Source organism: Ensifer sesbaniae (assembly GCF_013283665.1).
GTDB classification, from domain to species: Bacteria; Pseudomonadota; Alphaproteobacteria; order Rhizobiales; family Rhizobiaceae; genus Ensifer; species Ensifer sesbaniae.
The window spans coordinates 3,052,500-3,071,320 of record NZ_JABEKU010000001.1; the positions used below are offsets into that span (position 1 = coordinate 3,052,500).

Annotated in this window: 19 protein-coding genes; 10 read left to right on the top strand and 9 right to left on the bottom strand. The window is 63.6% G+C overall.

Annotated elements, in window-relative coordinates:
* A complete protein-coding gene (xdhB, locus tag BHMPCIPO_RS14855; RefSeq protein WP_173517466.1) occupies positions 1–2,337 on the top strand; it encodes a xanthine dehydrogenase molybdopterin binding subunit in 2,337 nt (778 codons plus the stop codon).
* Between the two features lie 88 nt (positions 2,338–2,425).
* On the opposite strand, the gene BHMPCIPO_RS14860 is transcribed toward xdhB, so the two are convergent.
* Complete coding sequence (locus BHMPCIPO_RS14860) at positions 2,426–2,674, bottom strand: hypothetical protein (protein ID WP_173514885.1); 249 nt, start codon at positions 2,672–2,674, stop codon at positions 2,426–2,428.
* Positions 2,675–2,775: 101 nt separating this feature from the next.
* Here BHMPCIPO_RS14860 and BHMPCIPO_RS14865 point away from each other — a divergent pair, with 101 nt between their 5' ends.
* From BHMPCIPO_RS14865 to BHMPCIPO_RS14880, 4 genes are all read left to right on the top strand, one after another.
* Positions 2,776–3,690: a LysR substrate-binding domain-containing protein gene (locus BHMPCIPO_RS14865; protein WP_173517467.1), complete on the top strand. Its 915-nt coding sequence runs from the start codon at positions 2,776–2,778 to the stop codon at positions 3,688–3,690.
* Positions 3,691–3,943: 253 nt separating this feature from the next.
* Positions 3,944–5,182 carry a urate hydroxylase PuuD gene (puuD, locus tag BHMPCIPO_RS14870; protein ID WP_173517468.1) on the top strand — a complete coding sequence of 413 codons (1,239 nt, stop codon included), beginning with the start codon at positions 3,944–3,946 and terminating at the stop codon, positions 5,180–5,182.
* Positions 5,179–6,495: a guanine deaminase gene (guaD, locus tag BHMPCIPO_RS14875; protein ID WP_173517469.1), complete on the top strand. Its 1,317-nt coding sequence runs from the start codon at positions 5,179–5,181 to the stop codon at positions 6,493–6,495. The genes puuD and guaD overlap by 4 nt, the downstream gene beginning before the upstream one ends.
* A gap of 114 nt (positions 6,496–6,609) precedes the next feature.
* On the top strand, positions 6,610–7,746 hold the full coding sequence (locus BHMPCIPO_RS14880; protein ID WP_173517470.1) for an alpha-hydroxy acid oxidase: 1,137 nt from the start codon (positions 6,610–6,612) through the stop codon (positions 7,744–7,746).
* A gap of 226 nt (positions 7,747–7,972) precedes the next feature.
* Here BHMPCIPO_RS14880 and uraH read toward each other — a convergent pair whose 3' ends face one another.
* The 5 genes from uraH to BHMPCIPO_RS14905 form a co-directional block, all read right to left on the bottom strand.
* Positions 7,973–8,335 carry a hydroxyisourate hydrolase gene (gene uraH, locus BHMPCIPO_RS14885; RefSeq protein WP_173517471.1) on the bottom strand — a complete coding sequence of 121 codons (363 nt, stop codon included), beginning with the start codon at positions 8,333–8,335 and terminating at the stop codon, positions 7,973–7,975.
* 43 nt (positions 8,336–8,378) lie between these two features.
* Complete coding sequence (locus BHMPCIPO_RS14890) at positions 8,379–8,876, bottom strand: ureidoglycolate lyase (RefSeq protein ID WP_173517472.1); 498 nt, start codon at positions 8,874–8,876, stop codon at positions 8,379–8,381.
* Positions 8,877–8,972: 96 nt separating this feature from the next.
* A complete protein-coding gene (gene uraD, locus BHMPCIPO_RS14895; protein ID WP_173517473.1) occupies positions 8,973–9,476 on the bottom strand; it encodes a 2-oxo-4-hydroxy-4-carboxy-5-ureidoimidazoline decarboxylase in 504 nt (167 codons plus the stop codon).
* Positions 9,476–10,405: an allantoinase PuuE gene (gene puuE, locus BHMPCIPO_RS14900; protein ID WP_173517474.1), complete on the bottom strand. Its 930-nt coding sequence runs from the start codon at positions 10,403–10,405 to the stop codon at positions 9,476–9,478. Before puuE ends, uraD begins: the two co-directional genes overlap by 1 nt.
* Positions 10,406–10,531: 126 nt before the next feature.
* The gene (locus BHMPCIPO_RS14905) at positions 10,532–11,332 is read right to left on the bottom strand and encodes a DUF1045 domain-containing protein (RefSeq protein WP_173517475.1); all 801 of its coding nucleotides are present in this window, start codon (positions 11,330–11,332) and stop codon (positions 10,532–10,534) included.
* A gap of 242 nt (positions 11,333–11,574) precedes the next feature.
* On the opposite strand from BHMPCIPO_RS14905, the gene BHMPCIPO_RS14910 reads away from it, so the two are divergent.
* Entirely contained in the window at positions 11,575–11,961 is a 387-nt protein-coding gene (locus BHMPCIPO_RS14910; protein WP_173517476.1) for a PRC-barrel domain-containing protein, read from the top strand.
* 64 nt (positions 11,962–12,025) lie between these two features.
* On the opposite strand, the gene BHMPCIPO_RS14915 is transcribed toward BHMPCIPO_RS14910, so the two are convergent.
* Complete coding sequence (locus BHMPCIPO_RS14915) at positions 12,026–13,168, bottom strand: NAD(P)/FAD-dependent oxidoreductase (RefSeq protein WP_173517477.1); 1,143 nt, start codon at positions 13,166–13,168, stop codon at positions 12,026–12,028.
* A 39-nt stretch (positions 13,169–13,207) separates the two neighbouring features.
* Here BHMPCIPO_RS14915 and mnmC2 point away from each other — a divergent pair, with 39 nt between their 5' ends.
* Together mnmC2 and BHMPCIPO_RS14925 are read left to right on the top strand one after the other, a co-directional pair.
* A complete protein-coding gene (gene mnmC2, locus BHMPCIPO_RS14920; protein WP_173517478.1) occupies positions 13,208–13,924 on the top strand; it encodes a tRNA (5-methylaminomethyl-2-thiouridine)(34)-methyltransferase MnmC2 in 717 nt (238 codons plus the stop codon).
* A 170-nt stretch (positions 13,925–14,094) separates the two neighbouring features.
* On the top strand, positions 14,095–15,681 hold the full coding sequence (locus BHMPCIPO_RS14925) for a trimethylamine methyltransferase family protein (RefSeq protein ID WP_173517479.1): 1,587 nt from the start codon (positions 14,095–14,097) through the stop codon (positions 15,679–15,681).
* Positions 15,682–15,735: 54 nt separating this feature from the next.
* On the opposite strand, the gene BHMPCIPO_RS14930 is transcribed toward BHMPCIPO_RS14925, so the two are convergent.
* Positions 15,736–16,185, bottom strand: coding sequence for a host attachment protein (locus BHMPCIPO_RS14930; RefSeq protein ID WP_173517480.1), 450 nt, complete (start codon positions 16,183–16,185; stop codon positions 15,736–15,738).
* A gap of 127 nt (positions 16,186–16,312) precedes the next feature.
* Positions 16,313–16,987, bottom strand: coding sequence for a helix-turn-helix transcriptional regulator (locus BHMPCIPO_RS14935; protein WP_173517481.1), 675 nt, complete (start codon positions 16,985–16,987; stop codon positions 16,313–16,315).
* Between the two features lie 145 nt (positions 16,988–17,132).
* Here BHMPCIPO_RS14935 and BHMPCIPO_RS14940 point away from each other — a divergent pair, with 145 nt between their 5' ends.
* Both BHMPCIPO_RS14940 and BHMPCIPO_RS14945 read left to right on the top strand, forming a co-directional pair.
* The gene (locus BHMPCIPO_RS14940; protein ID WP_173517482.1) at positions 17,133–17,432 is read left to right on the top strand and encodes a hypothetical protein; all 300 of its coding nucleotides are present in this window, start codon (positions 17,133–17,135) and stop codon (positions 17,430–17,432) included.
* A 50-nt stretch (positions 17,433–17,482) separates the two neighbouring features.
* Positions 17,483–18,583, top strand: coding sequence for a DNA alkylation repair protein (locus tag BHMPCIPO_RS14945; RefSeq protein ID WP_173517483.1), 1,101 nt, complete (start codon positions 17,483–17,485; stop codon positions 18,581–18,583).
* Positions 18,584–18,821: the final 238 nt, after the last annotated feature.

Genomic DNA, 18,821 nt, shown 5'->3' on the forward strand with positions numbered 1-18,821 from the left:
ATGGACAAATCCACCTTCGAGGAACGCAAGGCGATCCGCGGCGAGATGCATGCGCCGCAGCGCCATGACAGCGCCCACAAGCATGTGGCCGGCACGGCCGATTATATCGACGATATGCCCGAACCGGCAGGCACTCTGCATGGCGCGCTCGGCATGACCGACCGGGCGCACGCGGAAATCATAGCCATGGACCTCTCGGCCGTCGTCGCCGTACCCGGCGTCGTCTTGGTGTTGACCGCCAAGGACATGCCGCATTCCAACGACATCAGCCCCAGCCACCGGCACGACGAGCCGGTGCTCGCCGATGGGCTGGTGCAGTTCCACGGTCAGCCGGCCTTTGCCGTGATTGCAGAGACCCGCGACATTGCCCGCCGGGCCGCGCGGCTGGCGAAGATCACCTACCGCGACCTGCCGCACGTCACCGACATTCTCGACGCTGTCGCCCATGGCGGCGACCTGGTGACGCAGCCGCTGATCCTGCAGCGCGGCGACGCCGAGGCGGAGTTGGAAAAGGCCCCACACCGGCTCAAAGGCAGCATGCGGATCGGCGGCCAGGAGCATTTCTACCTCGAAGGCCATATCGCGCTCGCCATTCCCGGCGAGGACGACGAGGTTACCGTCTGGTCCTCGACCCAGCATCCGAGCGAAATCCAGCACATGGTCTCGCACGTGCTCGGCGTGCCCTCGAACGCGGTGACGGTGAACGTGCGCCGCATGGGCGGCGGCTTCGGCGGCAAGGAAACACAAGGGAACCAGTTTGCAGTGCTTGCAGCCGTTGCGGCGAAGAAGCTCAAACGCGCCGTCAAGTTCCGCCCGGACCGCGACGAGGACATGACGGCAACCGGCAAGCGTCACGACTTCCTGGTCGACTATGACGTCGGCTACGACGACGAGGGCCGCATCCACGCCGTCCATGCCAATTATGCGGCGCGCTGCGGCTACTCGTCTGACCTCTCCGGACCGGTCACCGACCGGGCCCTGTTCCACGCGGACAGCTCCTATTTCTACCCGCATGTGAAGCTCACGTCGCAACCGCTGAAGACCAACACGGTGTCGAACACTGCCTATCGCGGCTTCGGTGGGCCGCAGGGCATGCTCGGCGGCGAGCGCATCATCGAAGAGATCGCCTATCAGCTCGGCAAGGACCCGCTCGAGATCCGCAAGCTGAACTTTTATGGCGAGAAGGGCTCCGGCCGCGACACCACTCCCTACCACCAGCAGGTCGAAGACAACATCATCGCGCAGATCGTCGCCGAACTCGAGGAGAGTGCGGACTATCAGGCGCGCCGCCGGGCAATCCTCGACTTCAACCGGACGAGCCGCGTCATCCGCAAGGGCATTGCGTTGACGCCGGTGAAGTTCGGCATCTCCTTCACCATGACCGCCTTCAACCAAGCAGGCGCTCTGGTGCATATCTATCAGGACGGTTCGATCCACCTGAACCATGGCGGCACCGAGATGGGCCAGGGCCTCTACATCAAGGTGGCGCAGGTGATCGCCGACAGTTTCCAGGTCGATCTCGATCGCGTCCGCATCACCGCGACGACAACGGGCAAGGTGCCGAATACGTCGGCGACCGCCGCTTCCTCCGGCTCCGACCTCAACGGCATGGCCGCCTTCGACGCCGCACGCCAGATCAAGGAGCGGCTGATGAGCTTCGCCTGCGAGCGCTGGCAGACGACGCCGGACAATGTCAGCTTCGTGGCCAACCACGTGAAGATCGGCGAGGAGCTGGTGCCCTTCCCCGATTTCATCAAGCAGGCCTATATGGGCCGCATCCAGCTTTCGGCCGCCGGCTACTACAAGACGCCGAAGATCCATTGGGATCGCGCCACCGGCCGCGGCACGCCCTTCTACTATTTCGCCTATGGCGCCGCGGTTTCGGAGGTCTCGATCGACACGCTGACCGGCGAGTACATGGTCGATCGCGTCGACGTGCTGCACGATGTCGGCCGCTCGCTCAACCCGGCGATCGATCTCGGCCAGATCGAGGGCGGTTTCGTGCAGGGTATGGGCTGGCTGACGACGGAAGAACTGTGGTGGGACGACAAGGGTCGGCTGCGCACCCACGCCCCCTCCACCTACAAGATCCCGCTCGCTTCCGACCGGCCGAAGATCTTCAATGTCAGGCTTGCCGAATGGTCGAGCAACGTCGAGAAAACCATTGGTCGCTCCAAGGCGGTGGGCGAGCCGCCTTTCATGCTGCCAATCTCGGTACTGGAAGCCCTGTCGATGGCGGTGGCCAGTGTCGCGGATTACCGCGAATGCCCGCGGCTCGACGCGCCGGCAACACCGGAGCGTGTGCTGATGGCCGTCGAACGCCTTCGGCGCGCCTGACGGCCATCAATCCGGTGTTTCGGGCATCCCGCTTGCAAGTGGAATCGCCGGAAGCGGAAAGACGCTCTGGAAACAGAACGCACGGCCTCTAGAGCCGCGGAAGTTCATTGATGCTGAGCAGTCGGCGAGCATTGGCCATCGCCTCCTCGTCGTCGCCGCGGGGGCTGTGAACATCCATGAAACCCATGTCTCTCTTCATGTGATCGGAGAGCGCGTTGACATCCAGCATCGGCTTGGGGGCAACGAGGCCGCCGAACAGGGCGGCCGTGAGCCGGGCGACCGGCTCGAGGGAAAGAAATGGTTTTCTTTCAGTACGTTCGAAAGTATCGCAAGTCATCTCAGCACCTGTTCATCTTGGGAAGTTGACTTGGAGGATGCCGTGGAGGAGGATCGAAATCCAATCGAACATCCGTCTGCATGCATCAAGAGAACTTATCCATGAAGATGTCGAAGCAGTTTCCTCTGAATGCGCTGCGGGTCTTCGAAGCGGTCGCGAGACTCGGCAGCTTCACCAAGGCCGGTGAAGAGCTGGGCATGACCCAGACGGCCGTCAGCTACCAGGTCAAGTTGATCGAGGAGAATGTCGGCGAGCCGCTGTTCCTGCGCCGCCCGCGCCAGATCTCGCTGACGGAAGTCGGCCAACGCATGGCCCCGCGTGTGACCGAAGCCTTCGAAATGCTGCAGGAAGCCGTATCCAACGCCCGCGGCGATATCGACAGCGCGCTGCTGATCAGCTCGACGCCGACCTTCGCCTCGCAATGGCTTGCGCGCAACATCGGCAGCTTCCAACTCGCCCATCCCAATATTGCCGTCCGGCTGACGACGAGCGACTCGCTCACCGACTTCACCCGGGAGCCGGCCGATCTCGCGATCCGCTCAGGCGCCGGCGTCTGGCCCGGCCTCGACACACACCCGCTGATGCGCGTGGAATTCAGCCCGATGCTGAGCCCGGCACTTGCCGAAACCATCGGCGGCGTGCACGAGCCGCGCGACCTGCTGAAACTCAGGATCATCGATGCCGGCGATCCCTGGTGGCGGATGTGGTTCAAGGCGGCCGGGGTCGACGATCCGGATCTCGAAGGGCGGCCGCACAGCCGGCTCGGCGCGCAATCCTTCGAGGCGCGCGCTGCCGTCGCAGGCCAAGGGGTCGCGATCCTGACGCCGGAATTCTATCCGGACGATGTGGCGCTCGGCCGCCTCTACCAGCCGTTCGATCTGCGCTGCAGCGACGGTTGCGACTACTGGCTCGCCTATCCGCACGCCCGCCGCAACACGCCGAAGATCCGGATCTTCCGCGACTGGATCCTCGGCGAGCTCTGCCCGCCGCAGTTCCTGCAAGCAAATAGGGCTTGAGGGGTTCACAAGCCCCTTTTCCCCTCCGTTGTTTTTGCGCAAGGTGCTGGAGCATCCGCCTTTCAGGTCGGAATGACTTGAAAGCCGAAAGATGCTCTGGGATCAAAGTGCTGGAGCGGGATTAGGAAAAGTGTGTGCGGTTTTCCGCCCGCATCTCGCTCTAACTTATTAGAATCGATCACGTTTATGATTTTGGGTCGATCCGACCCAAAATCATAAACGTGATCTAGAGCGGAGACAAAAGGGGATCTGAATGTACGAGTTCGCCATTGCCTGGGAATGGCTGGCCTTTGCCGTGCGCTGGCTGCACGTGATCACGGCCATCGCCTGGATCGGCTCATCCTTCTATTTCATCGCGCTCGACCTCGGCCTGATGAAGCGCGATCACCTGCCCGTTGGCGCCTATGGCGAGGAGTGGCAGGTCCATGGCGGCGGCTTCTACCACATCCAGAAATACCTGGTGGCGCCGGCCTCGATGCCCGAGCATCTCACCTGGTTCAAATGGGAATCCTACATGACGTGGCTTTCGGGCTTCGCCATGCTCTGTGTCGTCTATTACGGCGGCGCCGATCTGTTCCTGATCGACCGCCACGTGCTCGACATTTCCGCAACGACCGCGATCCTGATCTCGCTCGCCTCGCTCGGCGTCGGCTGGCTGTTCTACGATCTCCTGTGCAAATCGCCGGTCGGCCGGAACACCTGGGGACTGATGGCGCTGCTCTATGTGGCGCTCGTCGCCATGGCCTGGGGCTATACCCAGATCTTCACGGGCCGCGCCGCCTTCCTGCATCTTGGCGCCTTCACCGCGACGATCATGTCGGCCAACGTGTTCTTCATCATCATCCCCAACCAGAAGATCGTCGTCGCGGATTTGATCGCCGGCCGCACGCCGGATCCGAGGCTCGGAGCGCAAGCCAAGCAGCGTTCGCTCCACAACAACTACCTGACGCTTCCCGTCATCTTCTTCATGCTGTCGAACCACTATCCGCTGGCGTTTGCGACTGCGTTCAACTGGATCATCGCGGCGCTCGTCTTCCTGATGGGCGTCACCATCCGCCACTGGTTCAACACCACCCACGCCCGCAAGGGCAAACCGACCTGGACTTGGCTCGTCACCGCGCTCATCTTCATCCTGATCATGTGGCTCTCGACCGTTCCGAAGGTTCTGACCGGTGCGGAAAAGGTGGAAGTTGCGCCGGCTTTTGCCTTGTTCGCTCAGAATGCCCACTTCGCCGCCGTCAAGGATACGGTCTCGACCCGCTGTTCCATGTGCCATGCTGCCGAACCGGTTTACGAGGGCATCACCCGCGCACCGAACGGCGTGGTGCTGGAAAGCGATGCGGAGATTGCCGCCCATGCCCGTGAAATCTATATCCAGGCCGGGCGCAGCCATGCGATGCCGCCCGGGAATGCAACAGACATGACGACGGACGAGCGCCAGCTTCTGACAGCTTGGTTCGAAAGCGCCGTCGAGGAAGGCACGACACAATGACAACCACCCTCATCCGCGGCCGACTCTTAAGCTTCCATCGCGCGCCAACGGCGATCGACGACAGCGCCGCCTATAACTACGAGAGCGACGGCGCGCTGCTCGTCGAAGGTGGGCAGATCATTGCCAGCGGCGGCTACGCCGCGATCAAGGCGGGCGCTCCGGAAGGCGTGGCGGAAATCGATCACCGCCCGCACCTGATCGTTCCCGGTTTCATCGACACGCACCTGCATTTCCCGCAAATGCAGGTGATGGCCTCCTATGCCGCCAATCTGCTGGAGTGGCTGAACACCTACACCTTCCCGGAGGAATGCCGCTTCGTCGAAACCGCCCATGCCGAACGCATTGCGACGCGCTTCTTCGATGAGATGGTGCGGCACGGAACGACGACGGCAACCGCCTATTGCTCGGTGCACAAGGCCTCCGCCGATGCCTTCTTCGCCGAGGCGCTCCGCCGCGACATGCGCATGGTCGCCGGCAAGGTGATGATGGACCGCAACGCGCCGCAAGGGCTGCTCGATACGCCTGAGATGAGCTACGACGAAACCCGCGCGGTGATCCGCGACTGGCACGGCAAGGGCCGTAACCACGTGGCGATCACGCCGCGTTTCGCCATCACCTCGACGCCGGAACAGATGGAGGTTGCCAGGTCGCTCGTGCACGAGTTCCCCGACCTGCACGTCCAGACCCATCTTTCGGAAAACCGCGACGAGATCACCTTTACCTGCGATCTCTATCCCGAAGCCAAGGACTATACCGACGTCTACGCGCGCTATGGCCTGCTCGGGCCGAAAAGCCTCTTCGGCCATTGCATCCATCTCTCGGAGCGCGAGGCGGATGCGATGAGCGAAACCGGTTCCGTCGCCGTCTTCTGCCCGACCTCCAACCTCTTCCTCGGCTCCGGTCTCTTTCCGCTGCGCGCACTCACCCGCCGCGACAAGCCGGTTCGCACCTCGGTCGCCTCCGACATTGGCGGCGGCACCAGCTATTCCATGCTGAAGACGCTCGACGAGGCCTACAAGATCCTGCAGTTGCAGGGCGAGCGGCTGAACCCCTTCGACAGCTTCTTCATGATGACCCGCGGCAACGCCGAGGCACTCTCGCTCGTCGACAGGATCGGCACGCTCGAAGCTGGAACCGACGCCGATTTCGTCGTGCTCGACATGGCGGCGACGCCGGCGATGGCGCTCCGGGCCGAAGTGGTCAATTCACTGGCTGACGAACTCTTCCTGCTGCAGACCATGGGCGACGACCGCGCGATCGTCGAAACCTATGTCGCCGGCAAGCCGGCGAAATCGGCACTCGCCGCCGCGTGACGCGCCAAGTGCGGAGAGGTCAAGAAAATTGACCTCTCCGCGATCTGGCTATTAACAAGCCTCCGGCAAACATGATAATGGCTCGGCAGTCGTCCATTGATGAAGGCCGTTTCCATGACGCAAATCCTCGAAATCAACGACCTCAAGGCTCTTGCCAAGCGCCGCGTGCCGAAGCTCTTCTTCGACTATGCCGACAGCGGCGCCTGGACCGAAGGCACCTATCGCGCCAACGAGGAGGATTTCGCCAAGGTGAAACTGCGCCAGCGGGTGCTGGTCGACATGAGCAACCGGTCGCTGGAAACGACGATGATCGGCCAGAAGGTCTCGATGCCGGTGGCGCTCGCCCCGACCGGCCTCACCGGCATGCAGCATGCCGACGGAGAGATGCTGGCAGCCCAGGCGGCCGAAGCCTTCGGCGTCCCCTTCACGCTCTCGACCATGAGCATCTGCTCGATCGAGGACGTCGCCTCGGTCACCACCAAGCCCTTCTGGTTCCAGCTCTACGTGATGCGCGAGCGCGAATTCGTGCTGAACCTGATCGACCGCGCCAAGGCAGCGAAATGCTCGGCGCTGGTGCTGACGCTCGACTTGCAGATCCTCGGCCAGCGTCACAAGGACCTGCGCAACGGCCTTTCGGCACCGCCCAAAATGACGCCCAAGCATCTCTGGCAGATGGCGACGCGCCCCGGCTGGTGCATGAAGATGCTCGGCACCAAGCGCCGCACCTTCCGCAACATCGTCGGCCACGCAAAGAGCGTCACTGACCTTTCTTCGCTCGGCGCCTGGACGGCGGAACAGTTCGATCCGCAACTCTCCTGGAAGGATGTCGCCTGGATCAAGGAGCGTTGGGGCGGGCCGCTGATCCTCAAGGGTATTCTTGACCCCGAAGACGCCAAGATGGCGGCCGCGACCGGCGCCGACGCGATCATCGTTTCCAACCATGGCGGCCGCCAGCTCGACGGCGCCCATTCCTCGATCAGCATGCTGCCGCGCATCGTCGATGCGGTCGGTCACCAGATCGAGGTGCATATCGACGGCGGCATCCGCTCCGGCCAGGACGTCCTGAGGGCCGTCGCCATGGGCGCCAAGGGCACCTATATCGGCCGCCCCTTCCTCTACGGCCTCGGCGCCATGGGCAAGGAGGGCGTGACCAAGGCGCTGGAAATCATCCGCAAGGAGATGGACATCACCATGGCGCTCTGCGGCAAGCGCGATATCAACGACGTCGACCGCAGCATTCTGGCGGATTGAGACGCGGGCGCGACGTCAGGTCGCTGTGCCCTAGCCACTTCCCAGACCTCCCTCTTCCCTGTGCTTGTCACAGGGATCCAGCCAGCCCAAGTCCTTGGGCTGAAGAGGTTCTTCGACCCGACGGACGTCGGGTCGCTGGATCCCCGCCACAAGGGCGAGGATGAGGGAGAGTGGGATGAGCCTCTCGCCAAGCAACGGACGAGCGGCCAGGAAGCGCGTTAAGCCCTCAACTTCCCCGATAGGTCGAGTACCCATAGGGCGAGAGCAACAGCGGCACGTGATAGTGGCTGGCCGGATCGGCGATGCCGAAGCGCAAGGGGATGCGGTCGAGGAAGGCCGGCTCCGGCAGCGTCACGCCGGTGCGACGCAGATAGTCACCCGCATGGAAGACCAATTCGTAATTGCCGGCCATGAAACCGACACCTTCGACCATCGGCCCGTCCACGCGCCCATCGCTGTTGGTGTGAACGGTGCGGATCAGTTGCCGTTCCTCGCCTTCGAGCCAATAGAGATCGATGCGCAGACCTTCGGCCGGCTTGCCGAGTGCGGTGTCGAGAACATGGGTCGTCAGGCGGCCGGTGCTGCTCATGGCATCCTCTTTCTGCTGGCGCGGCATGCGGGCGTCCAACCCGCTAGACTGGGCTCGGAATGACAAAAGGCTCGTCGTAGAAATATTCTTCCAGATTGTTGCCCGGCCCTTCGCGATCGACGATTAGGAAATCGCTGACGGCGCCGACCGACATCAGCGGATGATGCCAGACATTGCGACCATAGTTGACGCCCTGCCGACCGCTCGCCTGGAATACCCTCGGCCTGCCCGGGCGCCCGTCCTCGTCTTCGGCGACAACGACGAGCCAGGGGCGGTCGTCGAGCGGCGAGAAGCTCTGGCTGCCGAGCGGATGGCGCTCCATCATGGTCACGGCATAGGGAAACGCGCGCGGCTGGCCACGGAAGATGTTGATGATGACACTGGCGCCGTCGCCGACCACATCGGCGCGCGCCAGCCCGTGAAAGCGTTCCGTGTTACCGCCGTTGATGTGGCGCATCGTCGCCGGATCCGCTTCGATGATGGTTCCGAAGGGTGCAAAGGCGTCGCGCGTCAGCGGCTCGATCTCAAGCAGGCGCGACATCAGACCTTGGCCTCATGAGAGGGGGCCGCGCTTGCGGATATCAGTTCCAGTTCGACGGCCTCCCCAGTGCGCGAGAGCGCGTATCGAACGGTTTTGTCAGGCATATTCGTCTCCAGGAAGCATCGACTGCAGCCGCAGGCGGGCGATTTTTTCCACCTGCGCGCAAGCGGTTTCAAATTCCTCTTCGGGCGAATTGTCAATGCGGCTTTCGAAGGCGGCGAGAATCTGCCCCTTGGTGAGCCCCTTCACCGCGATGATGAAGGGAAATCCGAATTTCTGTGTATAGGCGTCGTTGAGCGCGGTGAAGCGCTGATGCTCCTCGGGCGTCAGCCGGTCGAGGCCGGCAGACGCTTGCTCCGCCGTCGAGTCCGCCGTCAGCTTGCCCGCGATCGCCAGCTTGCCGGCAAGATCGGGATGGGCGCGCAAGACCTCCAGCTTTTCGCGCGGCAGCGCCGCACGAAAGGCCTGGCAGAGCGCCGAATGCACGTTGCCCGCCGTCAGACCCGTCGTCGCGGCGCGATCGAAGGCGCGTTCGGCCACCCAGGGCGAATGCTCGAACACCCCCCCGAATCGAGCGACGAAGGCGTCGCGGTCGGACATCAAAGCGCCCCTTCCGGCTTGTGGTGCTGGTACCAATGGCGGGCGATGTCGATGCGCCTGGGCACCCAGACCTTGTCGTGCGACATGACGTAATCGATGAAGCGGGCGAGCGCGGCGGCCCGGCCGGGGCGACCGACAAGCCGGCAATGCAGGCCGATGTTCATCATCTTGGCATCGCCCTGGCGGCCCTCTTCGTAGAGCACGTCGAAGGTGTCCTTGAGGTAGGTGAAGAACTGGTCGCCGGAGTTGAAGCCCTGATTGGTGGCAAAGCGCATGTCGTTGGCATCGAGCGTATATGGAATGATCAGGTGCGGCTTGTCCGCCGGCAGACCCGGCACCCAATAGGGCAACTCGTCGGCGTAGGAATCGCAGGAATAGAGAAAGCCACCCTCTTCCAGCACCAGTTTCAGCGTATTGGCCGAGGGCTTGCCCTGGTAGATGCCGAGCGGGCGCTCGCCGGTCAATTCCGTATGCAGCCGCACGACCTCGCGGATATGCTCGCGTTCGACCTCTTCCGGGAAGTCCTTGTATTCCAGCCAGCGCAGGCCGTGGCTGGCGATCTCCCAACCGGCCTCTTTCATCGCCGCAACCGCCTCCGGGTTGCGCGCCATGGCAAGCGTCACGCCATAGACGGTCAGCGGCACGTTGCGGCTCGTGAACATGCGCCACAGCCGCCAAAAGCCGGAACGGGCGCCATATTCGTAGATCGATTCCATGTTGAGGTTACGCTGGCCGTGCCAGGGCTGTGCGCCGACGATCTCGGACAGCAGACATTCAGACGCCGGGTCGCCATCGAGAATGCAGCTTTCGCCGCCCTCCTCGTAGTTCAGCACGAACTGCACGGCAATGCGCGCATCGCCCGGCCAGTTTGCCTTCGGCGGATTGCGGCCGTAGCCAACGAGGTCGCGTGGATACTTCGTCTCAGACATGAAATCACCCTTCGATTTTTCCAGAACGGTATCACCGCCGGCCGGATTGTCGATACCGAAATCCACCCGTGGGGAGCGCCGGGCAGCGATGTCGGAGGGAGAGGAAGATGGGGAACCGCGCTCTTGTTAACGCTGCGCCATCAATGCCGCAACGATGAGCGGCAAGGGCCGGATCGATCCTGGACCAAGGGAGGGATCGGCGGCAACACGTTTGGCGCGTTCGGTGCGCGCATTGGTGGAGATCTTGCCGAGCGGGTGCTGCGAATGCACGCGCAGGGGTGCGCCGGTCTCCGGCTCGACGAAGAGAGCGAGGCTGCCGATGGCAAGCGGTGTCGCCAGGTGCGGTTCGAACAGGTCGCGAAGCGGCGCCTCGACCTGACGCAGCGCGTCCGGGGCGAGCGGGCCGGTGAGCAGCATATGGAAGCGATACTCGTCCATGACGTGAGGAGCGCCCCAGCGGTGCAGATTGGAGAATTGCGGCGCGGTCAGCCGGTCCGGATCGGAACGCTCGATCTCGTCTTCGCTGAGCGGTGCGCGAAAGGCATTGAACTCCTGCACGACATTGGCTGCCAGCAGGTGCATGGCAGTGCTCGGCACCTGCGGCATCAGGCCGAGGCACCGGCCGATGCGGGCGACTTCCAGCCGGTCGGTTTCGAACGGCGTCTGCGCGCCGGCAAAGTGCATGAGCGCCTTCAGGAGCTGCGATTCCGTCATGTCCGGGTGCAGCCGGAACGGCGACATCATCATCGCATGGAAACCGAAGCGGCGCGGCACGGCCGTGTGGTAGGCAATGTCGGCAGAGCTCAGGCCGGCAACCGACGGCAGCTCCGTCGGCTCGCCGGAATAGACGTTGCGCCCCAGCCAGCTTGCGGCAACCGCGGAAAGCGGGTCGGCCATCGGCGGTGTGAAACAAATGGCGTAGCGCATCGGTGGCTCCGGTTGTCCTTGAGCGGATGAGGAAAACACGTACGATTTCCGCCCGCATCCCGCCCAAACTCATGAGATTACTTCATGATGATCCATTGGCCGCGTCTTAGGTGATTTGCGTGACAGAATGACGAAGTGGGCCGGGCAAAACAGCCCGACGCCACCGGTTTGCGTCGAGACATCGGAACCATCCGGCCCAGGGGCCGTTCCTTCAAGGTAACAATCAAGGATGGAGAAGAAGCGTGAGCGACTACAACGCAAGCCTGCAGGACGCCGGAATCAAGGAAACCCATGACCTGATCGCGAGCGACAAGGTTGAAGGCACGAAGGTTTATGGCGCCGACAACAAGCACATCGGCTCGATCGAGCGCGTGATCATCGAAAAGCGCAGCGGTCGCGTGGCCTATGCCGTGCTCGGTTTCGGCGGCTTTCTCGGCATCGGCGAAGATCACTATCCGCTGCCCTGGGCGAAGCTGACCTATGACGAAAACCTCGGCGGCTACCGCACCGACGTGACGCGTGATCAGGTGGAGCGCGCACCGAAGTATCGCGGCGACGAGGAATACGACTGGAACGGGGAAAACGGCCGCCGCGTCTCCGACTACTACGGCGTGCCCTACTGGATGTAAGGTCGGATTTTCGATTGTCCGAACGGGCGTCCGCCGGCGGGCGGAGCCCCTCCTCGATCCAGCCCTATAGATGCTCCTCGCGCAGCGCCTCCAAGTGATTCCGGCTCAGGAAGGATTCGGGAATGTCGATCGTCGGAATGCCGGCGATCTCGTCGACGACAAATCGCGCGAGGCGGTGCGCGATGCCGAAGCTGACCTTGAAGCCGCCGGTCAGCACGGAAATGTTCGAATGATCAGGATGCCGGCCGACGATGGGTTCGCGCCCCGCTGACTTTGGCCTGAGCCCTGCCCAGCGCTCGACCACCTGGGCATCCGCCAGACGCGGCGCTAGGAGGATGGCGCGCCGCAACAGATCGTCGAGCTGTTCGTCCGTGGACAATGGATCGGCAAAGCTGTTTTCGCTGGTGCTGCCCACCGCCACATGGCCGTCGTCGTGGGCGATGATATAGACTCCGTCGGTGAAGATGACCGGCAAGGCGGGGTCCACCTCTGCCCGCAAGAGCGCGGCCTGTCCCTTGACGGCCGTGCCGCTCGTCGTTTTCAGCGGGCCTGACACCGCATCGATCAACGGGAAACTGCCGATGCCGGCAGCGATGATGCAATGGTCGAAGCTGTGTCGACCGCCATCGTCGAGCTCGATCCGGCCGTGCGCCGGGAGAATGGCACGCACGCCTGAGCCTTCCTCGATCTGAACATTGGAGAACTGCAACAGGGCGGCGCGCAGGGTCGACAGCGTTCGACGCGGTGACACCCGCGCGGCCAGCGTATCGAAAACGACGCCGTGCGTCGTTGCCTCCCCGGTCGGCCAACCCCCCGGTCCATTCTCCTGGACATGCCAGAAGAATTGCCGGTCGCCCGCGCGCCATTGCTTTCGCGCGTCCTGCTCGTGCCGGAGCGCGATGTCGCGCAGATGCGGCTTGGCGAGCGGCATCAGCCGCCCGGTGCGCCGATAGCCGGTCGACATCCCGGCTTCTGCTTCGAGCTGCGCGATCTCCTCCTCGAGCGACACCAGCGCATCGAACTGGAATTGCTTCTTGGCGTTCCAGCGGTCGGGCATATGCGGCATGAGCGCGCCCAGCAGGCCGCCGCTCGCGCCGGCGCCGATCGCCTGCTGCTCGACGAGCCGCACCTCCATGCCCTTGCGCGCCGCGGAAAGGGCGGCCCACAGCCCCATGATGCCGCCGCCGACGACCAAAAGCTCGCTCATCGATTGACCTTCTCCGGCCGGCGGATTATCGCCTTCGCCATGACAGGACCCGCAGACCCGTTCGAGCCCCCGGCGCACCAAAACCTCGATTGGCACGAGGGCGATATGCCCTATTCCCGGGAGTTTGGCGATCACTTTTATTGCCGTACCGATGGCCGGCTGGAATGCGGCCACGTCTTCCTTTCCGGCAACGGCCTGCCGCATCGCTGGGTCGGCGCGGGCACGTTCCGCATCGGCGAACTGGGCTTCGGCACCGGGCTCAATTTCTGCGAGACATGGCGCCAGTGGAAAATGACCGCGAGCGCCGGCGACCGCCTGCATTTCGTCTCGTTCGAGCGATTTCCCATGGCCGCCGACGAGATTTCCCGCGCGTTGAGCCATTGGCCGGAGATCGACGCGGAACGGCAGGCCCTGGTCTCCCGCTGGCCGGCAAGCCCCGACGGTGACGTCCACATCGACTTTGGCGACGGTGTCACCCTCACCGTCGTCTGCGGCCCGGCGCTCGAGGGCGTTGCCCGGGCTGAAGACCGGTTCAACGCCTGGTATCTCGACGGCTTCGCCCCCTCGCGCAATCCCGACATGTGGTCGGAAGAGCTGATGCGGCTCGTCTTCGAAAAGACGGCATCAGGCGGCAGCTTCGCGACTTACGCGGCCGCCGGCTTCGTCCGCCGCAATCTCCAGGCCGCCGGCTTCGTCGTTGAAAAGCGCAAGGGTTTTGCCGGCAAGCGCGAGATGCTGCGGGGCGACCGCCCCTAAATCGCCTTACCCCCCGATTTCGACCCGTCTTGAACGGTTGCGCCATTGGACTGCGAAAATGCGTCAGCGGGAACGATTTACTCCACGAGAGAACTGAACTGTCGCAAATGGCGGGCCATCGCCACCGAGAATCTGCGACACACACCCATCGGCAACGCGGTGGGACCATCATGAACAACGATCAGTTTCCCGATGCAGCAACCGGCGATGCGGCTTCGACGCCGCTGGAGCGGCGACGCAGGCCGGGCGGCCGCGGGGCCGAACGGGCCCGCAAGTCAACAGGCGGAAAATATCTCAATCTCGTCAATATGTTGAGCAAATCTACGGTCCTTTCGGAAGATGCGCTCGAGGCGATCCATGACGCGTCGCTGACCATCCTCGAAGAGATCGGCATGGACATCATCCTGCCGGAAGCGCGTGACCGGATGAAGGCTGCCGGCGCTGACGTGATGCCCGGCACCGACCGGGTGCGCTTCGACCGCGGCCTGATCATGGAGATGGTCGCGTCAGCCCCCTCCTCCTTCACCATGCATGCCCGCAACCCGGCGCGCAACGTCGCGATCGGCGGCAACAATCTCGTCTTCGCCCAGATCGCCAGCGCGCCTTTCGTCGCCGATCGTGACGGCGGTCGCCGCACCGGCAACCACGAAGACTTTCGCAAGCTGGTGAAGCTCGCCCAGTCCTACGACATCGTCCACACGACCGGCGGCTATCCCGTCGAGCCCGTGGACCTGCACGCATCCGTGCGCCACCTCGACTGCCTCTCCGACATGGTGAAGCTGACGGACAAGGTCTTCCACGTCTATTCGCTCGGGCGGCAGCGCAACACCGACGGCATCGAGATCGCCCGCATCGGCCGCGGCATTTCCATGGAGCAGATGGAACGCGAGCCGTCGCTCTTCACCATCATCAACACCTCCTCGCCGCTGCGCCTCGACGGACCGATGCTGCAAGGGATCATCGAGATGTCCTCGCGCAATCAGGTGGTGGTGGTCACGCCCTTTACGCTGGCCGGCGCCATGGCCCCCGTGACGATCGCAGGCGCCCTGGTGCAACAGAATGCCGAAGCGCTCTGCGGCATCGCCTTCACCCAAATGGTCCGGCGCGGGGCGCCCGTGATGTATGGCGGCTTTACCTCGAATGTCGACATGAAGACCGGCGCGCCGGCCTTCGGCACGCCCGAATATATGAAGGCGGTGGTCGCCGGCGGCCAGCTCGCGCGCAAATACAACATTCCCTACCGCACCTCGAACACCAATGCCGCCAATACGCTCGATGCCCAGGCGGCCTACGAGTCGGCGATGTCGCTCTGGGCGCTGACGCAAGGGGGCGGCAATTTCGTCATGCATGCCGCCGGCTGGACCGAAGGCGGACTCACGGCCTCCTTCGAGAAGTTCATCCTCGACGTCGACATGCTGCAGATGGTGGCGGAATATCTGGCGCCGCTCGATGTCAGCGAGGATGCGCTCGGCCTCGACGCCGTGCGCGACGTCGGCCCCGGTGGCCACTACTTCGGTACGTTACACACGCTGCAGCGCTACGAAACGGCCTTCTATTCGCCCATCCTTTCCGACTGGCGCAATTTCGAGACCTGGACCGAAGCCGGACGGCCGACAACCTACGACCACGCCAACCGGATCTTCAAGCAGAAGCTCAACGAATACGAGCGTCCGCCCCTCGACCCGGCGATCGAGGAGGAGCTCGATGCCTTCGTCGCCAAGCGCAAGGCGGAAGGCGGCGTCCCGACGGACTTCTGACGGGACGCCCCCAAGAGATGCAGTGAACGTTGCGAAAGCGCAGCCTCGCCGGGCTTAGGGGAACACTGCGGCCCGCGCTGTCGCGATCAGTTGCTCGGTGGTTGCAGCGACGCAATTGCGGTCGATCTCGGCGACCGTCCGCTCCCGGACGTGCGCAGAGAGGTGCTTCCTGAGATCGCCGAGCGTCTTTGGAGCCGCGCAGATCACCAGGCTGTCGAAAGCATGGTCGGCGGCGTAGCTCTCCAGTTTTTCAGCCACGTCGGCAACGAAGCGTTGCTGCTCCTCGCGAACGGGATCGCTCTTGTATTCCATTGCGGATCGGCCGTATCCGACCGAAGTGTGCGACCGACCCGGCTTGTCGGCCATGATGTCCTGCACGCGCTTGGGTTCGGTGTGAAAAGTCTCCTCGTCCGGTCGCTGGCGGCACTCTTTCAAGAGATTAACGCCCTTGACGATGCGCGCGGTGTTGCCGTCCGCGACCAATATCCATGTCCGGTTCTGCACGATTGTCTCCCAGTGAAAGCTGTGGATCGTGTTGGGCCGAAAAGGCCCTTTAAAGAAACGCACGAGGCTCGGTTCGGTTCCATCGGCGGCACGCTTCCGCGCCAATTGTTTGCGCCCGCGGTTGCATCTACATCCGTGCAAGATAGGCTTCGAAGCTGCGCTCGGGCATCGCCTCGTAGCGCTCGCGCTCGACCTCAAGCGAACTGATCCGGTCGACCCGGAAATCCCGGAAGTCCGACCTCAGCTCGCACCAGCCGGTCAGCAGCCAGTTATGACCGAAGACGCTGAGGCCGAGCGGCCAGACGGTACGCTCGGAGTGCTCGTCCTTGAGGCTGTCATAGGCGAGCCGAAGCTTGCGCCTCTCGGCGATCGCCTGACGGAGATCGCCGAGCAATGCCGGCGGTTCCGGCTGGAGTGCCGAGCGGAAGGCGCGAAGCGGTGCCGCCGTCAGCCGCTGGCGGTGTTCGGGAGGCAGACCGTGGGCGATCTTCTCCATCGCCTCGCGCGCCGACTGGGCAAGCCGCCCGTCGCCCAGCATCTGCACGGCCCGGGCACCGAAGGCGAGCGCTTCGAGCTGCTCGAAGGTGAAGGCGAGCGGCGGCGCGTCGAAGGCCCCGCGCAGCAGATAACCGACGCCGCGCTCGCCATCGATCGGAGCGCCCGAGGCGATCAGATGCTCCATGTCGCGGTAGATCGTCCGTTGAGCGACCTCCATCTTCTCGGCGATCTCACGCGCCGTCATCGCCCGCCCGGTGGCGCGCATGAGCTGGATGATGCGAAAGAGCCGGTCGGCAGGTCTCATGCGTGGCCTCCTTCGCCATCTTGCCGCACGTTTGAAGGGCTACAGCGGCCGCCCGACACGCACAAGCATGCGACCATCGACTATGGCCATAAGGCTGTCAGTTGCCCTGTGCTAAATCAAGCTCCAACAGACATGGAGCATGAACATGACCAGCGATCACATCCTCGAGCTTGCCGTTTGCATCGTCCTCGACAAACCCGCGGCGACAGCCACGCGCCACCGGGCGATGCAAGCCGTTTCCCGCTATCCTGGCTTCATCTCCTGGCGCGCGGTCGATTCGTGCGAGACGTCGGGAATGTTTGCAGATCTGGTCGAATGGGAGACGCTGGAGGCCGCCCGATCGGCCGGCGAGCGCGTTCGGGTCGATCCGGAGTTTGCGCCTTATGCGGCAACGATCAGTGCGGTCATGCTGGTGCAGCATTTTACCGACGGCCAGAAGATCTGAGCGGCCAGAGAGACGAGGGGCCAGAGAAACGAGGGAAGGACTGCCTGACAATGGCCGAGCCGCTGAAGAACCTGCTGCACCCCGGGGTCGTCATGGACATTGCCGACCGGATCGCCCGCGACACCAACGCCTTCGATCGGGAAAAATTCCTGCGGCTCGCAGGCGACGGTCTCGAAGCGCTGGAACTGATGCAGCGTTCGCTCAAGATCCGCGACGCGCTCGTCGAGACCTTGCCGCAGCCGTTTGCCGAAGCCGCCGAGATTCTCGCGGCTTGCCTGCCCCGGGATGGCGTTCCCGGTATCGACGGCTGGGCGCTCCTGCCCGTCAGCCAGTTTGTCGCCCTGCGCGGTCTCGGGGACTTTGACCTGTCGCTATCGCTGCTGCGCGCCCTAACGCCGCATTTCACCGGCGAGTTCGGCATTCGCGTCTTCATCGATCACGACCAGGATCGCGCACTGGCAACGATCCGGACCTGGTCCGGCGACGCCAACCATCACGTCCGGCGGCTGGCGAGCGAAGGTACGCGGCCGCGCCTGCCCTGGGCAATGCGTCTGCCGAAACTCATCCGCGATCCGAAACCGATCCTGCCGATCCTGACGGCGCTCCTCGACGACCCCGAAGACTATGTGCGCCGGTCGGTCGCCAACAGCCTCAACGACATCGCCAAGGACCACCCGGACATGGTGGCTGCCTTCGTCGCCGAGCATATCGGCGATGCGTCGCCGGAGCGCCGCCAGCTTCTGCGCCACGCCTCGCGCACGCTCCTGAAACAGGGGCATTCGGCCGCGCTTTCGAATTTCGGCTTCGCCGCTCCGAGCCGCATCCATGCCCATCTCTCTCTCGACCGCTCCGAAATCGTGCGCGGCGAAAGCCTCGGCCTGCGCCTTGCGATCAGCCATCAGGCCAAAACCAGCCAAAAGGTGATGATCGACTACGCGGTGCATCATCGCAAGGCGAATGGCTCGACGTCACCCAAAGTCTTCAAATGGACATCGGCGACGCTCGCGCCCGGCGGCTCGATCGAGATCGAGAAACGCCATGCGATCCGGCCGATCACGACGCGCCGCTACTATGCCGGCACGCACCGCATCGTCATCCTCGTCAACGGACAGGAAGCGGCGGAAGCCGGTTTTGAACTCGCGCTGGAGTAGATCTCATTTCGCACCTGCGAAAAGATGCAGCTTGACTTTTTCGTCCAAACCAACGACATGGTGCCCAGCGTCACCTTCCGGCCGCCGCGTGAGCGCGCCCTCGGCAACCTCTGAAAGCCGTGAAGAAGGTATAGCGCACCCATCGCCGCACTAGGCGGCATAGCATAGGCGCTTGACGACTTTCTTTAACCCACAAGTTCCCAATTCACGCGGGGTTCTTGACGCCGAACGACACCGG